The following is an 18,208-nucleotide window of genomic DNA, read 5'->3' as shown; positions in this document are numbered from 1 at the left end:
GAAAGCAAATATATACTATATTTGATTTAAACTTAAACTAGATAATGGGTAATTTAAATTTAGTAACAATAATTATTATTGCAGCAAATGTAATCATCTCTTATAAAGGGTTTCAAGATCATGCTTTTTTTGAGAAGTATAAGTTTAATATAGGAGGCATCAAAAGAGGTCAGCAATTTAGGATTTTTACATCGGGTTTTTTGCATGTTAATCCACAACATTTGTTGTTTAACATGATTACGCTTTACTTTTTTGCATGGATTGTAATTAGAAACATTGGAGAAACTAATTTTGTAATTATTTATATGGTTAGCTTAATTTCTGGTAGTTTATTGTCCTTAGCTTTTCATAAAGACAACTATCATTATAGTGCTGTTGGAGCAAGTGGAGCAGTAATGGGTATTGTTTATTCTGCTATTTTATTTGAGCCTCAAGCTATGAAAATATATGGGATTATTCCAGGTTGGTTATTTGGTATTGGTTATTTATTGTACTCTATTTATGGGATGAAAAAACAAATAGGTAATATTGGTCACGATGCACATTTTGGTGGTGCAGTTGGTGGTTATGTTACTACATTAATTTTAGCTCCAATGTTAATAGAGACAGATTTAACAATGGTGTTAGTATTAGCAATACCAATTGTTGTGCTATTTGTAATGCAAAAATTAGGTAAAATTTAGTGACCTAAAATCTCTGCTATTTTGTCTTCTAGTGCTTTTCCACGAAGGTTTTTAGCTATTATCTTGCCTTCACCATCTAGTATATAAGTTGCAGGAATTGAGCGTACACCATAAGTTTGTGCAATAGGCTCACTCCAACCTTTAAGATTTGAAAGATGTTTCCAAGTTAATTTGTCTTTTTGTATAGCATTTGTCCAACGTTGTTTTTGACCTGCTTTGTCTAAAGATATACCAACAATCTCTAATCCTTTGTCATGGTACTTATTGTACATTTTTACCACGTTTGGGTTTTCTCTTCTACATGGTTCACACCAACTAGCCCAAAAATCTAAAATAATAACTTCTCCTTTTATATCTGCTAAAGCTAAATCTGTTCCTTCTGGAGTTTTTGCAGTAAAAGTAGGTGCGTAATCACCAATATTTGTTCCATAAACAATTGGAGCTTTTGGTTCTTGTTTACAAGAAAAACTTAATGTTGCAACTAAAAAAAGTAAGATATATGATTTCATAATGATATTATTTCTTACAAATATAAAATATAATAATTGATTTTTTTATGTCTATTTTTGCAACATGATTTATAACGATACAATTGTAGCATTAGCGACCGCTTCTGGAGCAGGAGCAGTAGCCATTATTAGACTGTCTGGTAAAGATGCCATTACATTTGCAGATGCTAGTTTTAAATCGGTTAAAAACCAAAAATCGCTTAGCAATCAAAAAACGCATACTATCCATTTAGGCCATATTGTTGATGGTAAACGTATTATTGATCAGGTTTTAGTGTCGGTTTTTAAAAACCCAAATTCTTATACAGGAGAAGATGTTGTGGAAGTATCTTGTCATGGATCTATTTATATTCAGCAAGAAATTATTCAATTATTTTTGCGTCAAGGATGCCGAATGGCAAATCCAGGCGAATTCACTTTACGTGCTTTTTTAAATGCTAAGTTGGACTTAAGTCAAGCTGAAGCAGTAGCAGATTTAATAGCTAGTGATAATGAAGCAGCTCATCAAATAGCCATGCAACAAATGCGTGGTGGTTTTTCAAGCGAAATTGCTAAACTACGTGAAGAGTTAATGAATTTTGCATCATTAATAGAACTTGAACTTGATTTTGCAGAAGAAGATGTAGAGTTTGCGGATAGAAGTCAGTTTAAAACTTTGGTACAGCGTATTTCATTTGTTTTAAAACGGTTAATAGACAGTTTTGCTGTAGGGAATGTTATTAAAAACGGAATTCCGGTTGCAATTGTTGGAGAGCCTAATGTAGGAAAATCTACTTTGCTTAATGCACTTTTAAATGAAGAAAGAGCAATTGTAAGTGACATAGCAGGAACAACAAGAGATACCATCGAAGATGAATTGGTTATTGATGGTATTGGATTTAGATTTATTGACACTGCAGGAATTAGAGAAACTAAAGATGTTGTTGAAAGTATTGGGATAAAGAAGACGTTTGAAAAAATGGAACAAGCACAAGTAGTTGTTTTATTGTTTTCTGCTGAAGAATTTAAAACCGAAAGTCAACGTTTGAAGATTGAAATTGAAAAAATAAAAAATAAATTTCCGCTTAAACCATTAATAATAATTGCTAATAAGATAGATACTCTAAATGATTCAGAATTAAAAAATTTAGAATCTGAATTTGATAATATTCATTTATTATCTGCTAAAACAGGAGTTGGAGTAGAAGAGCTTAAAGAAAAATTAATAGGCTTTGTTAATACTGGAGCACTTCGTAATAACGAAACAATTATTACTAATACTAGACATTACGATTCTTTATTAAAAGCTTTTGAAGAAATAGATAGGGTAAAAACCGGATTAGAAACTGGTATTTCTGGAGACCTATTAGCTATTGATATTAGACAAGCATTGTATTACTTTGGTGAGATTACTGGAGAAATAACTAGTGACGATCTTTTGGGTAATATTTTTGCTAACTTCTGTATCGGGAAGTAAAACAAGTCAAAACTACGCTTTAGTTTATGATGCATATTATACTATTAATAGTAAAATACGGGTTTGTTTATTTAACTTTTATTGATAATAAATCATGATGTAAGTATTATTAAGTTTAATAGACTAACACAATAATTAAAAGAAAGGAAAAAAAAGATGTTAACTTGGAAAGATGTTATTAGTTTTAGTGTAAAAGGAAACCCAAAACCAGACAGACGTGTAGAAAAAACAGAAGCGGAATGGCGTGACATATTAACACCAGAACAATTTAGAATTACACGTCAAGCAGGTACAGAAGCACCACATAGTGGTGCATTATGTAGTAGGTATGATGAGGGTAAATACAATTGTGTATGCTGTGATACACCATTGTTTGACTCGACTATAAAATTTAATTCAGGTACAGGATGGCCTAGTTTTTCTCAGCCAATTAAAGAAAACGCAATCAAATACATAAAAGACACAGCGTTTGGTATGGTAAGGGTTGAGGTGCAATGTAATACTTGTGATGCACATCAAGGACATGTGTTTCCTGATGGTCCAGAACCAAGTGGATTGCGTTATTGTATCAATTCAGAATCTATGAAAATTCAAGATTAAGACGAGTCTAAGTAAAGCCTCCAATTAGATTCAATCAATTATATTTTGAGTATAAGTTGTGGTGTTTTTTATTCCTCAACTGTAAAAATTAAAAGCTATAAAACGGTTTAATAGATAACTATACTTTAAAATGAAAAAATAGTAATAATTTAAAAACAAGAATTATGTCACAAAATACTATAGAAAAGCAAATATTTAGAGCACCAGAATTTGAAGTTAAAGATTGGGTAGATGCAAATGGAAATAAAACAAATCAGGTTAAATTATCAGACTTTAAAGGCAAGTTTAAGGTCATTTATTGTTTTCAGAGCTGGTGTCCAGGTTGTCATAGTGTTGGTTTACCAAATTTACAAAAAATGGTAAATGCTTTAGAAGGTAATGATAACGTAGCATTTATAGCAATACAAACTGTTTTTGAAGGTCATGAGTCTAACACTTATGAGAAAATGATAGAAACTCAAAAAAAATACGACTTAAAAATTCCATTTGGTCATGATGCAGGAGACGATGGTAAATCACGCTCAAGTTTTATGGAAAACTATCAAACAGGAGGAACACCATGGTTTGTTTTAATAGACAAACATAATAATGTAGTGTTTGCAGATTTTCATTTAAACGTCGAGGCAGCAATAGAAGTCTTAAAAAGTGTAAAATAAAAAAAGTAAAATGATAGGAAATGTACCAAAAATAAAGCTCTACGGAACAGATGGTTGTCATAAAACTCATTATTATCAGTTGTTACTAAATAAAATTGGTTTGCCATATAATTTTTTAGATGTAGAAGCAAACGAAACTTATGCAATGGAGCTTCGTCGTCTCTACGATAACGGAAAATTAAATTTTCCTACAATTACAATTGGAAGTAAAAAGTTACGTAACCCATATAAAGAAGAACTTTTAAAATGGATGCATAAATTAATACCAAGTATGCAAGAATTGAGTCATGACAAAGACAATAAAAATTAGAAGCTATTATTTGGAAAAATATAATCGAATAAAAACCGTCAATTAAATTTAATATTTAATAAAAATCATTTGTATATTAAACTTATATTTTGACACTATAAAAAAGGAGAATATTTTGCAAAAAAAATTAAATATACAAGATAAATTAAATATAAAACTTCCAGCAGACCCAATTGTTGAAAACACAAGAAGACAAGTTAAAGAAGCTTGCTTTTCTTACGTAACACCAAAAAAAACAGCTAAACCAGAATTGCTTCACGTATCTGGAGAAATGCTTGATAATATTGGTTTAACTGTGGATGATGCTAAAACAAAAGTGTTTGTAGATGTATTAACAGGTAATCAAGTTTTGTCAAATACAAACCCATACGCAATGTGCTATGGAGGACACCAATTTGGTAATTGGGCTGGACAATTAGGAGATGGAAGAGCTATTAATTTGTTTGAAGTTGAGCACAATAATAAAAATTGGGCAGTACAACTTAAAGGTGCTGGAGCAACTCCATATTCTCGTACTGCAGATGGTTTGGCAGTTTTAAGGTCTTCAATACGCGAGTATTTATGTAGCGAAGCCATGCACCATTTAGGTGTGCCAACAACACGTGCATTATCTTTATCACTTTCTGGAGATGAAGTGTTAAGAGATGTATTGTATAATGGTAATCCAGCTTACGAGAAAGGAGCAATTGTTTCAAGGTTAGCAGAATCTTTTTTGCGTTTTGGTAGCTATCAAATTTTTGCTGCAAAACAAGATGATAAAACGTTAAAGACTCTAGTTGATTATACTATTAATTATCATTTTAAAGACTTAGGTAAACCTTCAAAAAAAACGTATTTAGTATTTTTTAAAACCGTTTTAGATCGTACTTTAGATATGATTATTCATTGGCAACGTGTTGGATTTGTACATGGTGTGATGAACACAGATAACATGTCAATTTTAGGGCTTACAATAGATTATGGACCTTATGGTTGGTTAGAAGGTTATGATCATGGTTGGACACCAAATACTACAGATAAACAGTTTAAACGCTATCGTTTTGGTGCGCAATTAGACATTGGTTTGTGGAATTTATTTCAGTTAGCCAACGCTATTTATCCTTTAATAGGAGAGTCTAAAGATTTGGAAGCATTGTTAAATGGGTATCATAAAAAGGCAGATGAAAAGTACCTTGAAATGATGCGTAGTAAATTAGGTTTGATGACTGAAACCGAAACTGATGCAGCATTAATTTTTGGATTAGAAGAGATTTTGCAATTAACAGAAACAGATATGACTATTTTCTTCAGAAGTTTAAGTCAATTCTCTTCAAATAAACCATTAAAAGGAATAGATGTTGTAAAAGAAGCGTTTTATGTCATGTCTGAGGTTACAGGAGAAATAAAAACAAAATGGGAAGCTTGGTTTCAGCAATATGCAAAACGTTTAATAGAAGAACAGTCAAGCCCAGAAACACGAAAACAAAAAATGAATGCTGTTAATCCAAAATATGTGCTTCGTAATTACATGGCACAATTAGCTATAGACGAAGCAAATAAAGGTAAATACCAGCTAATAGATGAATTGTTTCAGTTGTTAAAAAAACCATATAATGAGCAACCAGAATATCAAAAATGGTTTGTAAAACGTCCAGAATGGGCTAGACATAAGGTAGGTTGTTCAATGTTATCTTGTAGCTCTTAACCAGCAAAACTAGTTTTTGTAATGTTATTAAATTAAAGCGACAGATATAATATTGTATTTAAAATTAATTAAAAATAAAGATGAGTAATTATAAAAAAGCATACATAGCAGGAGGTTGTTTTTGGGGAATGGAAGACCTTTTTAGAGTGCGACCAGGAGTAATAGATACTGAAGTAGGATATCAAGGAGGACAAAATGATAATCCAACCTACAAGAATCATCCAGGACATGCTGAAGGTATAGAAATCACTTACGATCCAAATGTAACTTCGTTTAAAGGATTGTTAGATTTTTTCTTCAGAATTCATAACCCAACAACAATTGATAGACAAGGAAATGATATAGGTTCTAGTTACCGTTCGGCAATTTTTTATCAAAATGAAGAGGAAAAAGCAGAAGCTAAGCAAATGATTAAAATAGTAAATGATTCTAAAAAATGGGACGGAAAAGTGGCAACTACTTTAGAGCCATTTGCTCCATTTTGGAAGGCTGAACCAGAGCATCAAGACTATTTGGTAAAAAAACCAAACGGTTATACTTGTCATTTTTTAAGATTTGAAGACAGTTTTATTTAAGCAATTAAAATAAAGAATATGAATATACTAAAGAGCATTACAGAATACTTTAAGAAGAAGGAAAATAATGAGCCTACAGGAATTGCTCCAGAAGGTATATGCCCAAATTGTTGGGGAAAACAAGAATGGGAAGGAGAGTTTTACAGGCTTAAAAAAGGAACGACTAAACAAAAGAGAGATGAAACCTACAACAATTTTATTAATAAAATTGTAGAAACAAATATTGATGGAATTGTAATAAATAAAGAAACCCTGGTTTGTGAAACTTGTCAAGTAAGTTATAAAAACAAACCTTAGTTTTACAACGCTGTATAGTTTTTGCTAAATAAGTAAATTAACCATACAAAGTTGTATATTGCTACATGCTTTTAATAAAACGACTTCTTATTTTTTCATATGTAAAAACCTTGTTGTTTATAGGTTTTATAGTTGGTTTGCAAAATGTAAATGCTCAAGAATTACCTCCAATTCAGTATTATTCACCCAAACAATATAAAGCAGAAAATCAAAATTGGGAGATAACTCAAGATAAAAATAAACATATATATGTAGCTAACTCTAAAGGACTTTTAGAGTTTAATGGAGCAGAATGGATGTTGTATCCATCTCCAAACCAAACCATCATTAGATCTGTAAAAGTTGTTAATGACAAAATTTTTACAGGCTGTTATATGGAGTTTGGTTACTGGACTAAAACCAATTTAGGAGACCTTGTCTATACATCTCTTTCTCAAAAAATAAAAGACAAATTATTAGAAGATGAACAGTTCTGGGAAATTACCTATTTAGATGATTGGGTTGTGTTTCAGTCCTTAAATCGTATATATCTCTACAATACTTTATCAGATGATTTTAAAATAATTACTTCTGCTTCAGGAGTATTAAACATGTTTAAAGTTGATAATTCTATTTATTATCAAGACAGAGGTAAAGGACTATTAAAACTAGAAAACGGAGAGCCAAAAACAATTAGTAGTTCTTCTTTTTTTAAAGATAAAACTATAATTGGCCTTTATTTTATAGAGTATAAATTAATTGTGGTTACAGAAAAAAGCGGTGTTTTTAGTTTAAATAGCGATAATGTACAAAGTTGGTCAAGTCAATTAGATAATAGTTTAGCTAATAATTCTATTTTTAGTTCAATGCAGTTAAAAGACAATAGCTTACTATTTGGTACTATATCTAATGGAGTTTTTTATATTTCTTCAAAAGGAGAAATTAAACAAGTGTTTAATCAGTCTAACGGTCTTGGAAACAACACAATCTTATCTATTTTTGAAGATTCAGATAGCAATATATGGTTAGGATTAGATAATGGAATTAATTGTATTAATATAGATGCTCCTTTTAGGATTTTTAGTGATGATAATGGTGTTTTAGGGTCTGTATATACCTCAGTAATATTTAATAAAACTCTTTATTTAGGTACTAATCAAGGGTTGTTTTCTAAAAAGGAACATCAAACTAATTTTGTGTTTGTAAAAAATACCAATGGACAAGTTTGGAATTTAAGAATCATTAATAATCAATTGTTTTGTGGTCATAACACAGGAACTTTTTTAATAGAAAATAACCAAGCAAACAAAGTCGCAGATGTTTATGGTACTTGGGATATCAAACCAATAAAAAATCATCCAAACCTATTATTACAAGGTAATTATAATGGACTTAATATCCTTGAGAATATAAATGGAACTTGGCAATTAAGAAATAAGATTGAAGGATTTGATAATTCGTCAAGATCTTTTGTTTTTTCAGATGAAAATGAAATTTTAATAAACCACGAATACAAAGGTGTCTTTAAATTAAAAGTAGATGAAGACTTACGGAATATTAAAGATGTTTCTAAAGTTGAAAATTTAGAAAAAGGATTATTTTCATCTATAACAGAGTATAACGATGTTTTGTATTATGCAACTGCACAAGGAGTATTTAAAAAAGATGTCGAGGATAAAAAATTTGTTAAAGATGAGACTTTAAGTCAATTGTTTGAAGTACAAGGGTATTCTTCCGGAAAATTAATTGCGGATAAAATAACAAATACGTTATGGATAGTCACACAAAAAGGTGTAAATTATATTAGCCCAGGAAAACTAAGTAAAATACCTAAAATTTCATTTATACCTTTACCAAATGCTTTAAGGGAAGGTTTGTCAGGATATGAAAGTATTTTTAATATAAAACCTAATGTGTATTTGTTTGGAACATCTAAAGGATATATGACTTTAGATATATCAAAAACTAAAACTAAAACCTACCAAGTTCTTATTAATTCAATAAATAAAACACCATTAGATACAGGTAAAACATTAATTGATTTAACGTCTTCTCAATCATTTAAAAATAAAGAAAATAATTTAGAGTTTTCTTATAGTATAGTAGAGTTTGATAAATATTTAGAGGCGGAATATTCTCATAAATTAGAAGGATTATATGATGACTGGAGTGCTTGGGATACTAATTCGACTGTTATGTATAAAAACTTACCGTATGGTGATTATACATTTAAAATAAAAGGTCGTGTAGGAGGTCAAAATATTGAAAAAGTTGATTCATATTCCTTTTCAATAGAAAGACCATGGTATATTTCTAATATTATGATTGTCTTATATTTTATTTCTGGGTTATTCTTAATATTACTAATACATTATTTATATAAGCTATATTATAAAAAGCAAAAAGAGAAGTTAGTACAAAAATCCAATAGAGAATTAGAACTTAAAGATTTAGAAACTAAGCAACAATTAATGGCTTTAAATAATGAAAATTTAAAACAAGAAATTGAAAGTAAAAATAGAGAACTGGCTATTTCTACAATGAGTTTAATTAAAAAGAACGAGTTTTTAAATACAATTAAAACTGAGTTAAATGAAAAAGTTAAAGACTCAAATATTAAATCTGTAATTAGAATTATAGATAAGAATATTAACAATAAAGATGATTGGAATCTGTTTGAAGAAGCATTTAATAATGCAGATAAAGACTTTTTAAAGAAAGTTAAATCTAGACATGCTTCTTTAACTCCAAACGATTTAAGGTTATGTGCTTACTTAAGACTTAATTTGTCCTCTAAAGAGATTGCTCCTTTATTAAATATATCTCCTAGAAGTGTTGAAGTTAAAAGATATAGATTGCGTAAAAAGATGGAATTAGAGCATGATGTAAACTTAACGGATTATATTTTAGATATTTAAAAACTATACATTTCTTAAAATAACCTATACAACACCACTACAACAACCTAAAACTCTAACTATAGTTGTAAAATTATCAAAAACGCTAATTATTTGTTAATGCTTGTTAAATATAGGTTTTTGGTAATTTTTTATTGTTTTTATTGCAATGTATGTTTTTTGTAGCGGTTATTTTTAACAGATTCTTAAAACAACTTAGTAAATTTGGTAAAAGCACAAAAACTACCAAATATGAAAAAAACTTTTTTTCCTTTTCTGTTATTAATTTTTAGTATTTCGGCATTTGCCCAAGACTATACTATATCAGGAAATGTAACAAGTGAACAAGATGGGTTTCCTATCCCAACAGTAAATATTATTGTTAAAAACACTTCAAATGGAGTGACTACAGATTTTGATGGTAATTATTCTATTAATAATGTTCCTCAAAATGCAACACTAGTATATTCTTATATAGGATATAAGACTAAAGAAGTTGTTGTAACTAATGGTAACCCAATTAACATTATGCTAACTGAAGATGTAGAAGCTTTGGACGAAATTGTTGTTATTGGATATGGATCTAAAAACAAGAAAGATGTTACAGGTGCTGTATCTTTAATTACTTCTGAAACTTTAGACGATTTAAAACCAGTAGATGCAGCAATTGCTTTACAAGGGACAACATCTGGAGTAACTGTAAATTCTGCATCTGGTTCTCCTGGAGGAGGATTTAATATTATTGTAAGAGGTATCAGTTCTAACGGTAACAATAAGCCTTTAGTTATTGTTGATGGTTATGAAGGAGATTTAAATAGTATAAACCCAAATGATATTGAGTCTATTTCTGTTTTAAAAGATGCACAAGCAGCAATTTATGGTATTAAAGGTGCAAATGGTGTAATTTTAGTAAAAACTAAAGGTGGTAAAAAAAATACTGCACCATCAGTTAGTTATGATGGTTACACAGGTTTTCAAGAAACCACACGTAAATTACCTTATTTAAATGCTACAGAGTATGCTTTAATTTTAAATGAAAGCTATGCAGCAGATGGACAAACATTACCTTATCCTAATATTGACGGTTTAGGTGTAGGGACAGATTGGCAAGATAGTTTATTTGAAACAGCACCAATTATAAGTCATAATGTAAGAGTATCTGGTGGAGGAGAAAATATCACTTATTATTTTGGAGCTGGTAGACTAGAACAAGATGGTATTATTGCAAGCGATAAATCAAATTTTATAAGAAATAATTTAAAAATGCAATTAGGCATTGATATTACTGAAAAATTAAAATTTTCAACTATCGTAAACTATTATTCAAATAAAAGAAAGTCAATTTCTGAAAATGGTTTAGGATCGGTATTATTTAACGCTTTAAATTATGCACCAACGTTTAGTTTAGATCAAGATGATCAGTCAGGGTTTTTAGGAAACGAAGTAATTAACCCTTTATCTCAATTAGATAACACATATAATACATACCAAGGAAAAGGATTAGAAGGTAACTTTAAATTAGAATATCAAATTAATGATGATTTAAAAGTAACCACTCGTTTAGGATATAAAACGTATGATGATACCGGAAAATCTTTTGCACCAATTGTAAATTATGGAGCAGGTAAAGTATTTAATAATGATAGAAGTAGTGTAAGTCAAAATAAAACAGAGTTTAATACTTATGTGTGGGAAACTTTTGCAACTTATGATAAAACATTTGGAGACCATCATGTTACTGTAACAGCAGGTACTAGTGCGCAGAAAAACTCTGGTCAAGGGTTATTTGCAACAGGATTTGATGTGCCAAACAATTCTTGGGACTTTGCAGATATTAGTTTAGCTAATGGATTAAGTGATGCTAAATCAACAGGGTCTTATACTTTTGATAATAGACTAACCTCATATTTTACAAGATTAGAATATGACTTTTTAGGTAAATATTTGCTTTCTGGTATGATTCGTAGAGATGCTGTTTCAGATTTTAGCCCAGAAAATAGAGTAGATTATTTTCCATCAGTAACTGCTGGTTGGAAAATTTCTGAAGAAAACTTTTTAAAGGATTCAGAATTTTTAAACTTTTTAAAACTTAGAGGTAGTTATGGATTCTTAGGAAATAATGTTGGTAATAATTTATATAGAGCAAGTCTAGATGGAGAAGCTACTTATGTTTTTGATGGAAGTTTAGTATCTGGAGTAGCACAAGGAAGATTAGCAAATCCTGACGCAACTTGGGAGAGAGGTGAAAAATTAGATATTGGTTTGGATGCTAAATTTTTAGATAATAAAGTAGAAGTTGTTGCAGATTATTTTGTTGAAGATAGAAACGATCTACTTATTGCAGGTTTACCAGTTTCTGGTATTTTAGGTACATCTGCTCCAGGAGCAGGAAGCCCAACAGTTAATGCTGGTACCACTAGAAGTAAAGGTCTAGAATTAATGGTAAGTTATAAAGATGAGTTATCAGATAATTTTAATTATGGTATTAGTGTAAACGCAACAAAAATTGATGGAGAAGTACTATCTATTAATGGAGATGCAATTCCACAAGGAGGTTCTTTTGGTGTAGGTCAACAAGCACCTTCAAGGATGGAAGTTGGTTTGCCAATCGGATATTTTTATGGTCTTCAAACTAACGGGATTTTTCAAAACCAAGCAGAAGTTGATGCACATCCATCTCAGTCCGGTTTAGGATCTGATGCGGCTCCAGGAGATATAAGATATGTAGATACAAACAATGATGGTGTAGTAGATTTTGATGACAGAACTTATATTGGAAAGCCTCAAGCAGACTATTTCTTAGGTTTAAATTTAAATTTTAACTATAAAAATTTAGACTTTTCAATGTATAGTTATGCAGAAGTAGGTAAGGAAATGGTCAGAAATTATGAACGTGATCAAGCTAACGTTAACCGTTTAAATTTATATTTAGACAGATGGACTGGAGAAGGTACTAGTAATACTGTACCAAGAACTACAGTTGGATCATCTACAAATAAATTATTCTCAGACTTTTTTGTTGAAGATGCTTCTTTTTTAAGAATTCAAAACATTCAAGTAGGTTATTCCTTATCGCCAAAAGCATTAGATGCAATTGGTTTCAAAAAAGTAAGACTATATACATCAGTAAATAATGCATTTACTTTTACTAAATATTCAGGATATGATCCAGCTGCTACAACAGGACAAGCAATTGGAGGTGGAATTGATTATGGATTTTACCCAGTGTCAAGACAATATATCTTAGGTATAAACTTAACATTTTAAAAGACAAAAATTATGAAGATATTTTTAAAACAGTCTAAATCTTTTATAATAGCTATAACATTAGTCTTTATTATAAATGCGTGTTCAGATAATTATTTAGATGAAACGAAAGAATATACAATTGATTCAGAAAACTATTTTAATTCTGAAGAAGATTATTACCAAGCATTAGTAGGTGCATATGATTTATTACAATCTACTTACGTAAATGTTATGCTAGGCGAAATTGCATCAGATAATACACTTTGCGGTGGTGAAAGCGCAACAGACGTTGTTGGTTTTCAGCAAATAGATGATATGATACACACAGAAGTTAACAGTAATCTTAAAAACGTTTGGGATTGGATGTTTGCTGGTGTAAACAGAGCTAATTATATTTTAGAATTTCAAAATAAAACAAATTTTGAAGGTAGAAATGTAATCATTGCTGAAGCCCGTTTTTTAAGAGCATATTATAATTTTGAATTAGTTAAATGGTTTGGAGCTATCCCTTTAAAAGAAATGCGTTTTACTTTTGGAGATGAAACTTCAATACCTCGTTCTTCTGTAGAAGATGTCTATGCATTTATAGAAGCAGATTTACAGTTTGCAGTTAATAATTTAGAATATACAGCTCCACAAGTTGGAAGAGTTACTAAAGGTGCAGCTCAAGCATTACTTGGAAAAGCTTATTTATTTCAAGATAAATTTACTGAAGCTTCAACTGTTTTGGATAATTTAATTATAAATGGTCCTTACGATTTAGTAACAGATTACAATACAATATTTGAAAATGCTGGAGAAAATGGTATCGAATCTGTTTTTGAAGTACAATATACAGATGCAGAAGGAGCAGGATTTGGTTGTTTACAATGTAGTGAAGGTAATGTAGCAGTTGGATTTAATGGTATAAGAAACTATACAGGACCAACATTTGATTCTGGATTTAGTTTTAATGTACCAACACAAGAAGTGGTAGATCAGTTTGAAGCTGGAGATTTACGTAAAGATGTAGCAATTTTAGATATTGATGCTTGGGCAACTGCTAATGGAGCAACTTATGGAACTGGTTATGAACATACAGGATACTTTAACAGAAAGTATATTGCTAGACAAGGAGATTTAAATACTGGTGACCAGAACCTTACTAATCCAAATAATTATAGGGCAATCAGATTTGCAGATGTACTATTAATGGCTGCAGAAGCTTTTAATAGAAGTGGATTAGATGATATTAAAGCACAAAATTATTTAAATAGAGTTAGAAGACGTGCTTTTGGTGTTATGGACAATTCTTTTGATGTAACTGTTGGAGGTAATGCATTAACAGATGCTATTTATCATGAAAGAAGAGTTGAGTTAGTTGGAGAAGGACATCATTTTTTCGACTTAGTTAGAACTAATAGAGCAGCACAAGAAATTGATGGGTTTACATCAAATAAAAATGAAGTATTCCCTATTCCAATTGAAGAAATTCAATTTTCTAATGGTAATTGGAGTCAAAACACAGGCTATTAAAAAAAACAAAAAAAAGATATGAAAACAATCAAATACGTATTATCATTTTTTATGATTACAGCTTTAATTATAAGTTGTACTCAGGAAGAAGATAATTTAGACTTTATTAATAATATAGCTGCACCATCAAATGTATCAGCAGCTGTTAGTGTAACTCAAGACAATACTGGATTAGTAACCATTACTCCTTTAGGAGAAGGTGTAGCTAGTTTTACTATTGGTTATGGAGATGGCTCAGAAATTTCTGGGACCATAAATCCAGGAGAAAGCTCGGACCATATTTATGCAGAAGGGACTTATGAAATAGTAATTACAGCTGTAGGATTAAATGGAGATACAACTTCTGTAACCCAAACAATTGTGGTCTCTTTTGAGCCACCACAAAATTTAGTGGTCACTATAGAAAATGATCCAGCAATTTCAAAACAAGTAAATGTAACTGCAACAGCAGACAATGCTATGTTTTTTGAAGTAGATTTTGGAGATGGTTCAGAAATAGTTACAGGTAATATAGGAGAGACAGTTTCCCATGTGTATCAAGATGCTGGCTTATATACAATTATTGTAACAGCATTGGGAGCAGCTATTGAAACAGCAACTTACACAGAAGTAGATTTTGAAGTTACTGCAATAGTACAACCATTAACTTCAGCTCCAACGCAACCATCAAGAGCAGATGAAGATGTTATTTCAATATTTAGTAGTGCTTATACAGATGTTACAGGTACAAATTATTTTCCAGATTGGGGACAAGCTAGTCAAGGAAGTGGATGGACTATGTTCGATTTAGGTGGAGATGAAATGTTACAATATGTAAATTTAAGTTATCAAGGAATTGCATTAGCAGACGGAACAAGTGTAGACGTATCAAATATGGAATTTTTACACTTAGACGTTTGGACTGCAGATGCAGTAACAGATATAGAAGTGTCTTTAATAAACAATGCATCTGGAACAGTAACAGAAGCTCCAGTTACTTCTTCTTTAACTCCTAATGATTGGACAACAATAGAAATTCCTATTTCAGATTATGTAGATCAAGGATTAACTATTACAGAGATTTTTCAATTAAAATTTGTTGGAACACCTTGGGCTGCAGGAACTGTATTTATAGATAATATATACTTTTATAAAGCACCTTCAGGGACACCTACAGGTATTGCAGGAACATGGAAGCTATCAGATGCAGCAGGCTCATTAGGTGTTGGGCCAGCAGTAGGAGATATAGGATGGTGGAGTTGTGATCCAGCTTGTGTGACTCAAAGAGCTTGTTATTTTGATGACGAGTATATTTTTGGAGCAGATGGTTCATTTAGTAATGTTTTAGGAGCAGACACTTGGGTCGAAGGATGGCAAGGTGGTACAGACACATGTGCAACACCAGTTGCGCCACACGATGGCTCTTCAGCAGCTACTTATACTTATGATTCTGGAGCAGGTACAGTGACACTTAATGGTATAGGTGCTTATTTAGGAATTCCTAAAGCGACAAATACTGGCGAAATTAGTAATCCAGCAGATGCACCAGCATCTATTACATATAATGTGACATTATCAAATTTTGATACAGAAATGTCTGTTTATATTGAAGCTGGAGCAGGAGTCTTTTGGCAATATAATTTTACTAAGCAAGGTGCTGCACCTTCACCTTTAACAGGTACTTGGCAAATGGCTCAAGAAGCTGGTTCGCTAGGAGTTGGTCCTGCTGTTGGAGATACAGGATGGTGGAACTGTGATGATCCTTGTGTAACACAAAGAGCTTGTTATTATGATGATCAATATGTGTTTGGTTCAGATGGTTCATTTAGTAATGTATTAGGAGCTGATACTTGGGTCGAAGGATGGCAAGGTGGTACAGATACTTGTGCAACACCTGTCTCACCACATGACGGTTCTGGAATGGCTACTTATGCACTCGATCTAGGAGCAGGTACAGTAACTATTAATGGAGTTGGAGCTTATATTGGTTTGCCTAAAGCTGTTAATACTGGCGAAATTAGTAATCCAGCAGACGCACCAGCATCAATAACTTATGATATAAGTTTTATTGATGATAATACAATTAGTGTTGTTATTGAAGCAGGAGCAGGAGTTTTTTGGCAATATAAGCTTGTAAAAATTTAATAAATGAAAAACATGAAAAATTTAAAATATTTATTCTTATCAATTTTTGGAGCAGCATTATTGTTTACTGCTTGTCAAGATGATGATGCAACTTTTGGAGATATTGTTGTTCCAACAAATGTCGCAGTTACTGCAGAGATTGTAGGTCAAGATGCTACAAATCCTAATGGAGACGGAAGCGGTTTTGTAAATTTTGTTGCAACTGCAGATAATGCAATAACTTATCAATATAATTTTGGTGATGGTAATAGTGAAGCATCACCTTCTGGAGCTATAACTCATAGATTTACTAATGTAGGTGTTAATACCTATACAGTAGTTGTAAATGCTGTAGGTACAGGAGGAGTTAAAACTAGTACTTCTATTGAAGTAGATGTGTTTAGTTCTTTTACAGATCCAGAAGCAGAAAACTTTTTAAGTGGACAAAACGTTGGAGATAGTAAAACATGGTATTGGGCAGCAAATTTACCTTTACATGTAGGATTAGGACCTGTAGATGAAGATTATGGTAATGGAGAGTATGCTTATGAAGCATGGTGGAATGGTATTCAACCATTTGATGATGAAAAATCTTGTATGTATACTAATGAGTTTGTTTTTACAAGAACAGCAGACGGAATTACATTCGAGCAAACTGTAGGTCCAGCTTTTGTTCCTGGTACTTATGCAAGTATTCTAGGCGTAGCAGGAGATGTGTGTCATGGTGACGATGTAGCAACAACTATGTTTGGTGTTAAAAATGTGTCATTTTTTCCATCTTCTTCATTAGCTGCTACACAAGGGTCTTATAACGATCAACCATACAGACAATCTAGTTTCAATATTTCTGATGGAGGTTTTATGGGTTGGTATGCAGGATCTGTTACTTATGATATTATTTCGATTAGTGATTCAGAATTACATGTAAGATTTATACAAGAAGGAGGTGGTTTTGCATGGTATGCTAAATATCAAACACAAAACCCTTATGAAATTGATAATTTTCCAAATTTAGTTTGGTCTGACGAGTTTGATACAAATGGAGCACCAGATACAGCAAATTGGACATATGACCTTGGTGCTGGAGGTTGGGGTAATGGAGAGTCTCAAACCTATACAGATAACGCAGAAAATGTTATTGTAGAAGACGGTTACCTTAAAATAACTGCAAAATCTGATGGAAGTGGTGGTTATACATCAGCAAGATTAAAATCTATTGATTTACAGGAGTATACTTACGGTAGAATAGAAGTTAGAGCAAAATTACCAGCAGCTCAAGGGACTTGGCCTGCAATTTGGATGTTAGGTGCTAACTTCCCTGATGTTGGTTGGCCAGCATGTGGAGAGATTGATATAATGGAACAGACAGGAAGTAATAAAAATGATATTTTAGGTACTTGTCACTGGTTTGATTCTGGAACAAATGCTAATGCTAGCTATGGTGAGATTACTACAATTGCAGATGCAACTTCAGAGTTTCATGTGTATTCTGTAGAATGGACTGAAGAATCTATTAGAATTTTTGTTGATGGTTCAGCATACTATACATTGGCAAATAATCAAGACTTACCATTTTATGATAAAGATTTCTTTTTTATTCTAAATGTAGCAATGGGTGGAACATTAGGAGGAACCATTGATCCTGCTTTTACAGAAGATACAATGGAAGTTGATTATATAAGAGTATTTCAATAA

14 protein-coding genes are annotated in these 18,208 nt (G+C 31.4%); 13 read left to right on the top strand and 1 reads right to left on the bottom strand.

Annotated features, from left to right (window positions below; all coding sequences use genetic code 11):
- Nucleotides 1-44: 44 nt before the first annotated feature.
- Nucleotides 45-683: a rhomboid family intramembrane serine protease gene (locus SJY17_RS13395; RefSeq protein WP_397363072.1), complete on the top strand. Its 639-nt coding sequence runs from the start codon at nucleotides 45-47 to the stop codon at nucleotides 681-683.
- Here SJY17_RS13395 and SJY17_RS13390 read toward each other — a convergent pair.
- Nucleotides 680-1,192, bottom strand: a complete 513-nt coding sequence (locus SJY17_RS13390; protein WP_397363071.1) for a peroxiredoxin family protein — start codon at nucleotides 1,190-1,192, stop codon at nucleotides 680-682. The two genes, SJY17_RS13395 and SJY17_RS13390, sit on opposite strands and share 4 nt — an antisense overlap.
- A gap of 64 nt (nucleotides 1,193-1,256) precedes the next feature.
- On the opposite strand from SJY17_RS13390, the gene mnmE reads away from it, so the two are divergent.
- The 12 genes from mnmE (at nucleotide 1,257) to SJY17_RS13330 (ending at nucleotide 18,208) form a co-directional block, all read left to right on the top strand.
- Nucleotides 1,257-2,648 (top strand): tRNA uridine-5-carboxymethylaminomethyl(34) synthesis GTPase MnmE, encoded by a 1,392-nt coding sequence (gene mnmE / locus SJY17_RS13385; protein ID WP_397363070.1) that lies wholly within the window; start codon nucleotides 1,257-1,259, stop codon nucleotides 2,646-2,648.
- Between the two features lie 156 nt (nucleotides 2,649-2,804).
- Entirely contained in the window at nucleotides 2,805-3,248 is a 444-nt protein-coding gene (gene msrB / locus SJY17_RS13380) for a peptide-methionine (R)-S-oxide reductase MsrB (RefSeq protein ID WP_397363069.1), read from the top strand.
- 164 nt (nucleotides 3,249-3,412) lie between these two features.
- A complete protein-coding gene (locus SJY17_RS13375) occupies nucleotides 3,413-3,904 on the top strand; it encodes a peroxiredoxin family protein (protein WP_397363068.1) in 492 nt (163 codons plus the stop codon).
- A 10-nt stretch (nucleotides 3,905-3,914) separates the two neighbouring features.
- The gene (locus SJY17_RS13370; RefSeq protein ID WP_397363067.1) at nucleotides 3,915-4,214 is read left to right on the top strand and encodes a glutaredoxin family protein; all 300 of its coding nucleotides are present in this window, start codon (nucleotides 3,915-3,917) and stop codon (nucleotides 4,212-4,214) included.
- Nucleotides 4,215-4,329: 115 nt separating this feature from the next.
- Entirely contained in the window at nucleotides 4,330-5,898 is a 1,569-nt protein-coding gene (locus SJY17_RS13365) for a YdiU family protein (RefSeq protein ID WP_397363066.1), read from the top strand.
- An 80-nt stretch (nucleotides 5,899-5,978) separates the two neighbouring features.
- Nucleotides 5,979-6,473, top strand: coding sequence for a peptide-methionine (S)-S-oxide reductase MsrA (gene msrA, locus SJY17_RS13360; protein WP_397363065.1), 495 nt, complete (start codon nucleotides 5,979-5,981; stop codon nucleotides 6,471-6,473).
- Nucleotides 6,474-6,491: 18 nt separating this feature from the next.
- Nucleotides 6,492-6,770, top strand: a complete 279-nt coding sequence (locus SJY17_RS13355; protein ID WP_397363064.1) for a hypothetical protein — start codon at nucleotides 6,492-6,494, stop codon at nucleotides 6,768-6,770.
- Between the two features lie 110 nt (nucleotides 6,771-6,880).
- Entirely contained in the window at nucleotides 6,881-9,667 is a 2,787-nt protein-coding gene (locus tag SJY17_RS13350; RefSeq protein WP_397363063.1) for a triple tyrosine motif-containing protein, read from the top strand.
- A gap of 231 nt (nucleotides 9,668-9,898) precedes the next feature.
- Nucleotides 9,899-12,913 carry a SusC/RagA family TonB-linked outer membrane protein gene (locus SJY17_RS13345; RefSeq protein ID WP_397363062.1) on the top strand — a complete coding sequence of 1,005 codons (3,015 nt, stop codon included), beginning with the start codon at nucleotides 9,899-9,901 and terminating at the stop codon, nucleotides 12,911-12,913.
- Nucleotides 12,914-12,925: 12 nt separating this feature from the next.
- Nucleotides 12,926-14,410 (top strand): RagB/SusD family nutrient uptake outer membrane protein, encoded by a 1,485-nt coding sequence (locus SJY17_RS13340; RefSeq protein ID WP_397363061.1) that lies wholly within the window; start codon nucleotides 12,926-12,928, stop codon nucleotides 14,408-14,410.
- A gap of 18 nt (nucleotides 14,411-14,428) precedes the next feature.
- On the top strand, nucleotides 14,429-16,534 hold the full coding sequence (locus tag SJY17_RS13335) for a PKD domain-containing protein (protein ID WP_397363060.1): 2,106 nt from the start codon (nucleotides 14,429-14,431) through the stop codon (nucleotides 16,532-16,534).
- 12 nt (nucleotides 16,535-16,546) lie between these two features.
- Nucleotides 16,547-18,208 (top strand): family 16 glycosylhydrolase, encoded by a 1,662-nt coding sequence (locus SJY17_RS13330; RefSeq protein ID WP_397363059.1) that lies wholly within the window; start codon nucleotides 16,547-16,549, stop codon nucleotides 18,206-18,208.

Origin of the sequence: Olleya sp. R77988 (assembly GCF_044594215.1) — a bacterium.
In the GTDB taxonomy this organism is placed as follows: Bacteria; Bacteroidota; Bacteroidia; order Flavobacteriales; family Flavobacteriaceae; genus Olleya.
Note: the sequence above shows the minus strand (reverse complement) of the source record. Positions and strands in the feature narration are given on the sequence as shown.

Excerpts from the sequence above, each read along its gene's own strand:
- SJY17_RS13395 (WP_397363072.1), top strand. The coding sequence starts at position 45 with ATGGGTAATTTAAATTTAGTAACAATAATTATTATTGCAGCAAATGTA.
- SJY17_RS13390 (WP_397363071.1), bottom strand. The coding sequence starts at position 1,192 with ATGAAATCATATATCTTACTTTTTTTAGTTGCAACATTAAGTTTTTCT.
- mnmE (WP_397363070.1), top strand. The coding sequence starts at position 1,257 with ATGATTTATAACGATACAATTGTAGCATTAGCGACCGCTTCTGGAGCA.
- msrB (WP_397363069.1), top strand. The coding sequence starts at position 2,805 with ATGTTAACTTGGAAAGATGTTATTAGTTTTAGTGTAAAAGGAAACCCA.
- SJY17_RS13375 (WP_397363068.1), top strand. The coding sequence starts at position 3,413 with ATGTCACAAAATACTATAGAAAAGCAAATATTTAGAGCACCAGAATTT.
- SJY17_RS13370 (WP_397363067.1), top strand. The coding sequence starts at position 3,915 with ATGATAGGAAATGTACCAAAAATAAAGCTCTACGGAACAGATGGTTGT.
- msrA (WP_397363065.1), top strand. The coding sequence starts at position 5,979 with ATGAGTAATTATAAAAAAGCATACATAGCAGGAGGTTGTTTTTGGGGA.
- SJY17_RS13355 (WP_397363064.1), top strand. The coding sequence starts at position 6,492 with ATGAATATACTAAAGAGCATTACAGAATACTTTAAGAAGAAGGAAAAT.
- SJY17_RS13345 (WP_397363062.1), top strand. The coding sequence starts at position 9,899 with ATGAAAAAAACTTTTTTTCCTTTTCTGTTATTAATTTTTAGTATTTCG.
- SJY17_RS13340 (WP_397363061.1), top strand. The coding sequence starts at position 12,926 with ATGAAGATATTTTTAAAACAGTCTAAATCTTTTATAATAGCTATAACA.
- SJY17_RS13335 (WP_397363060.1), top strand. The coding sequence starts at position 14,429 with ATGAAAACAATCAAATACGTATTATCATTTTTTATGATTACAGCTTTA.
- SJY17_RS13330 (WP_397363059.1), top strand. The coding sequence starts at position 16,547 with ATGAAAAATTTAAAATATTTATTCTTATCAATTTTTGGAGCAGCATTA.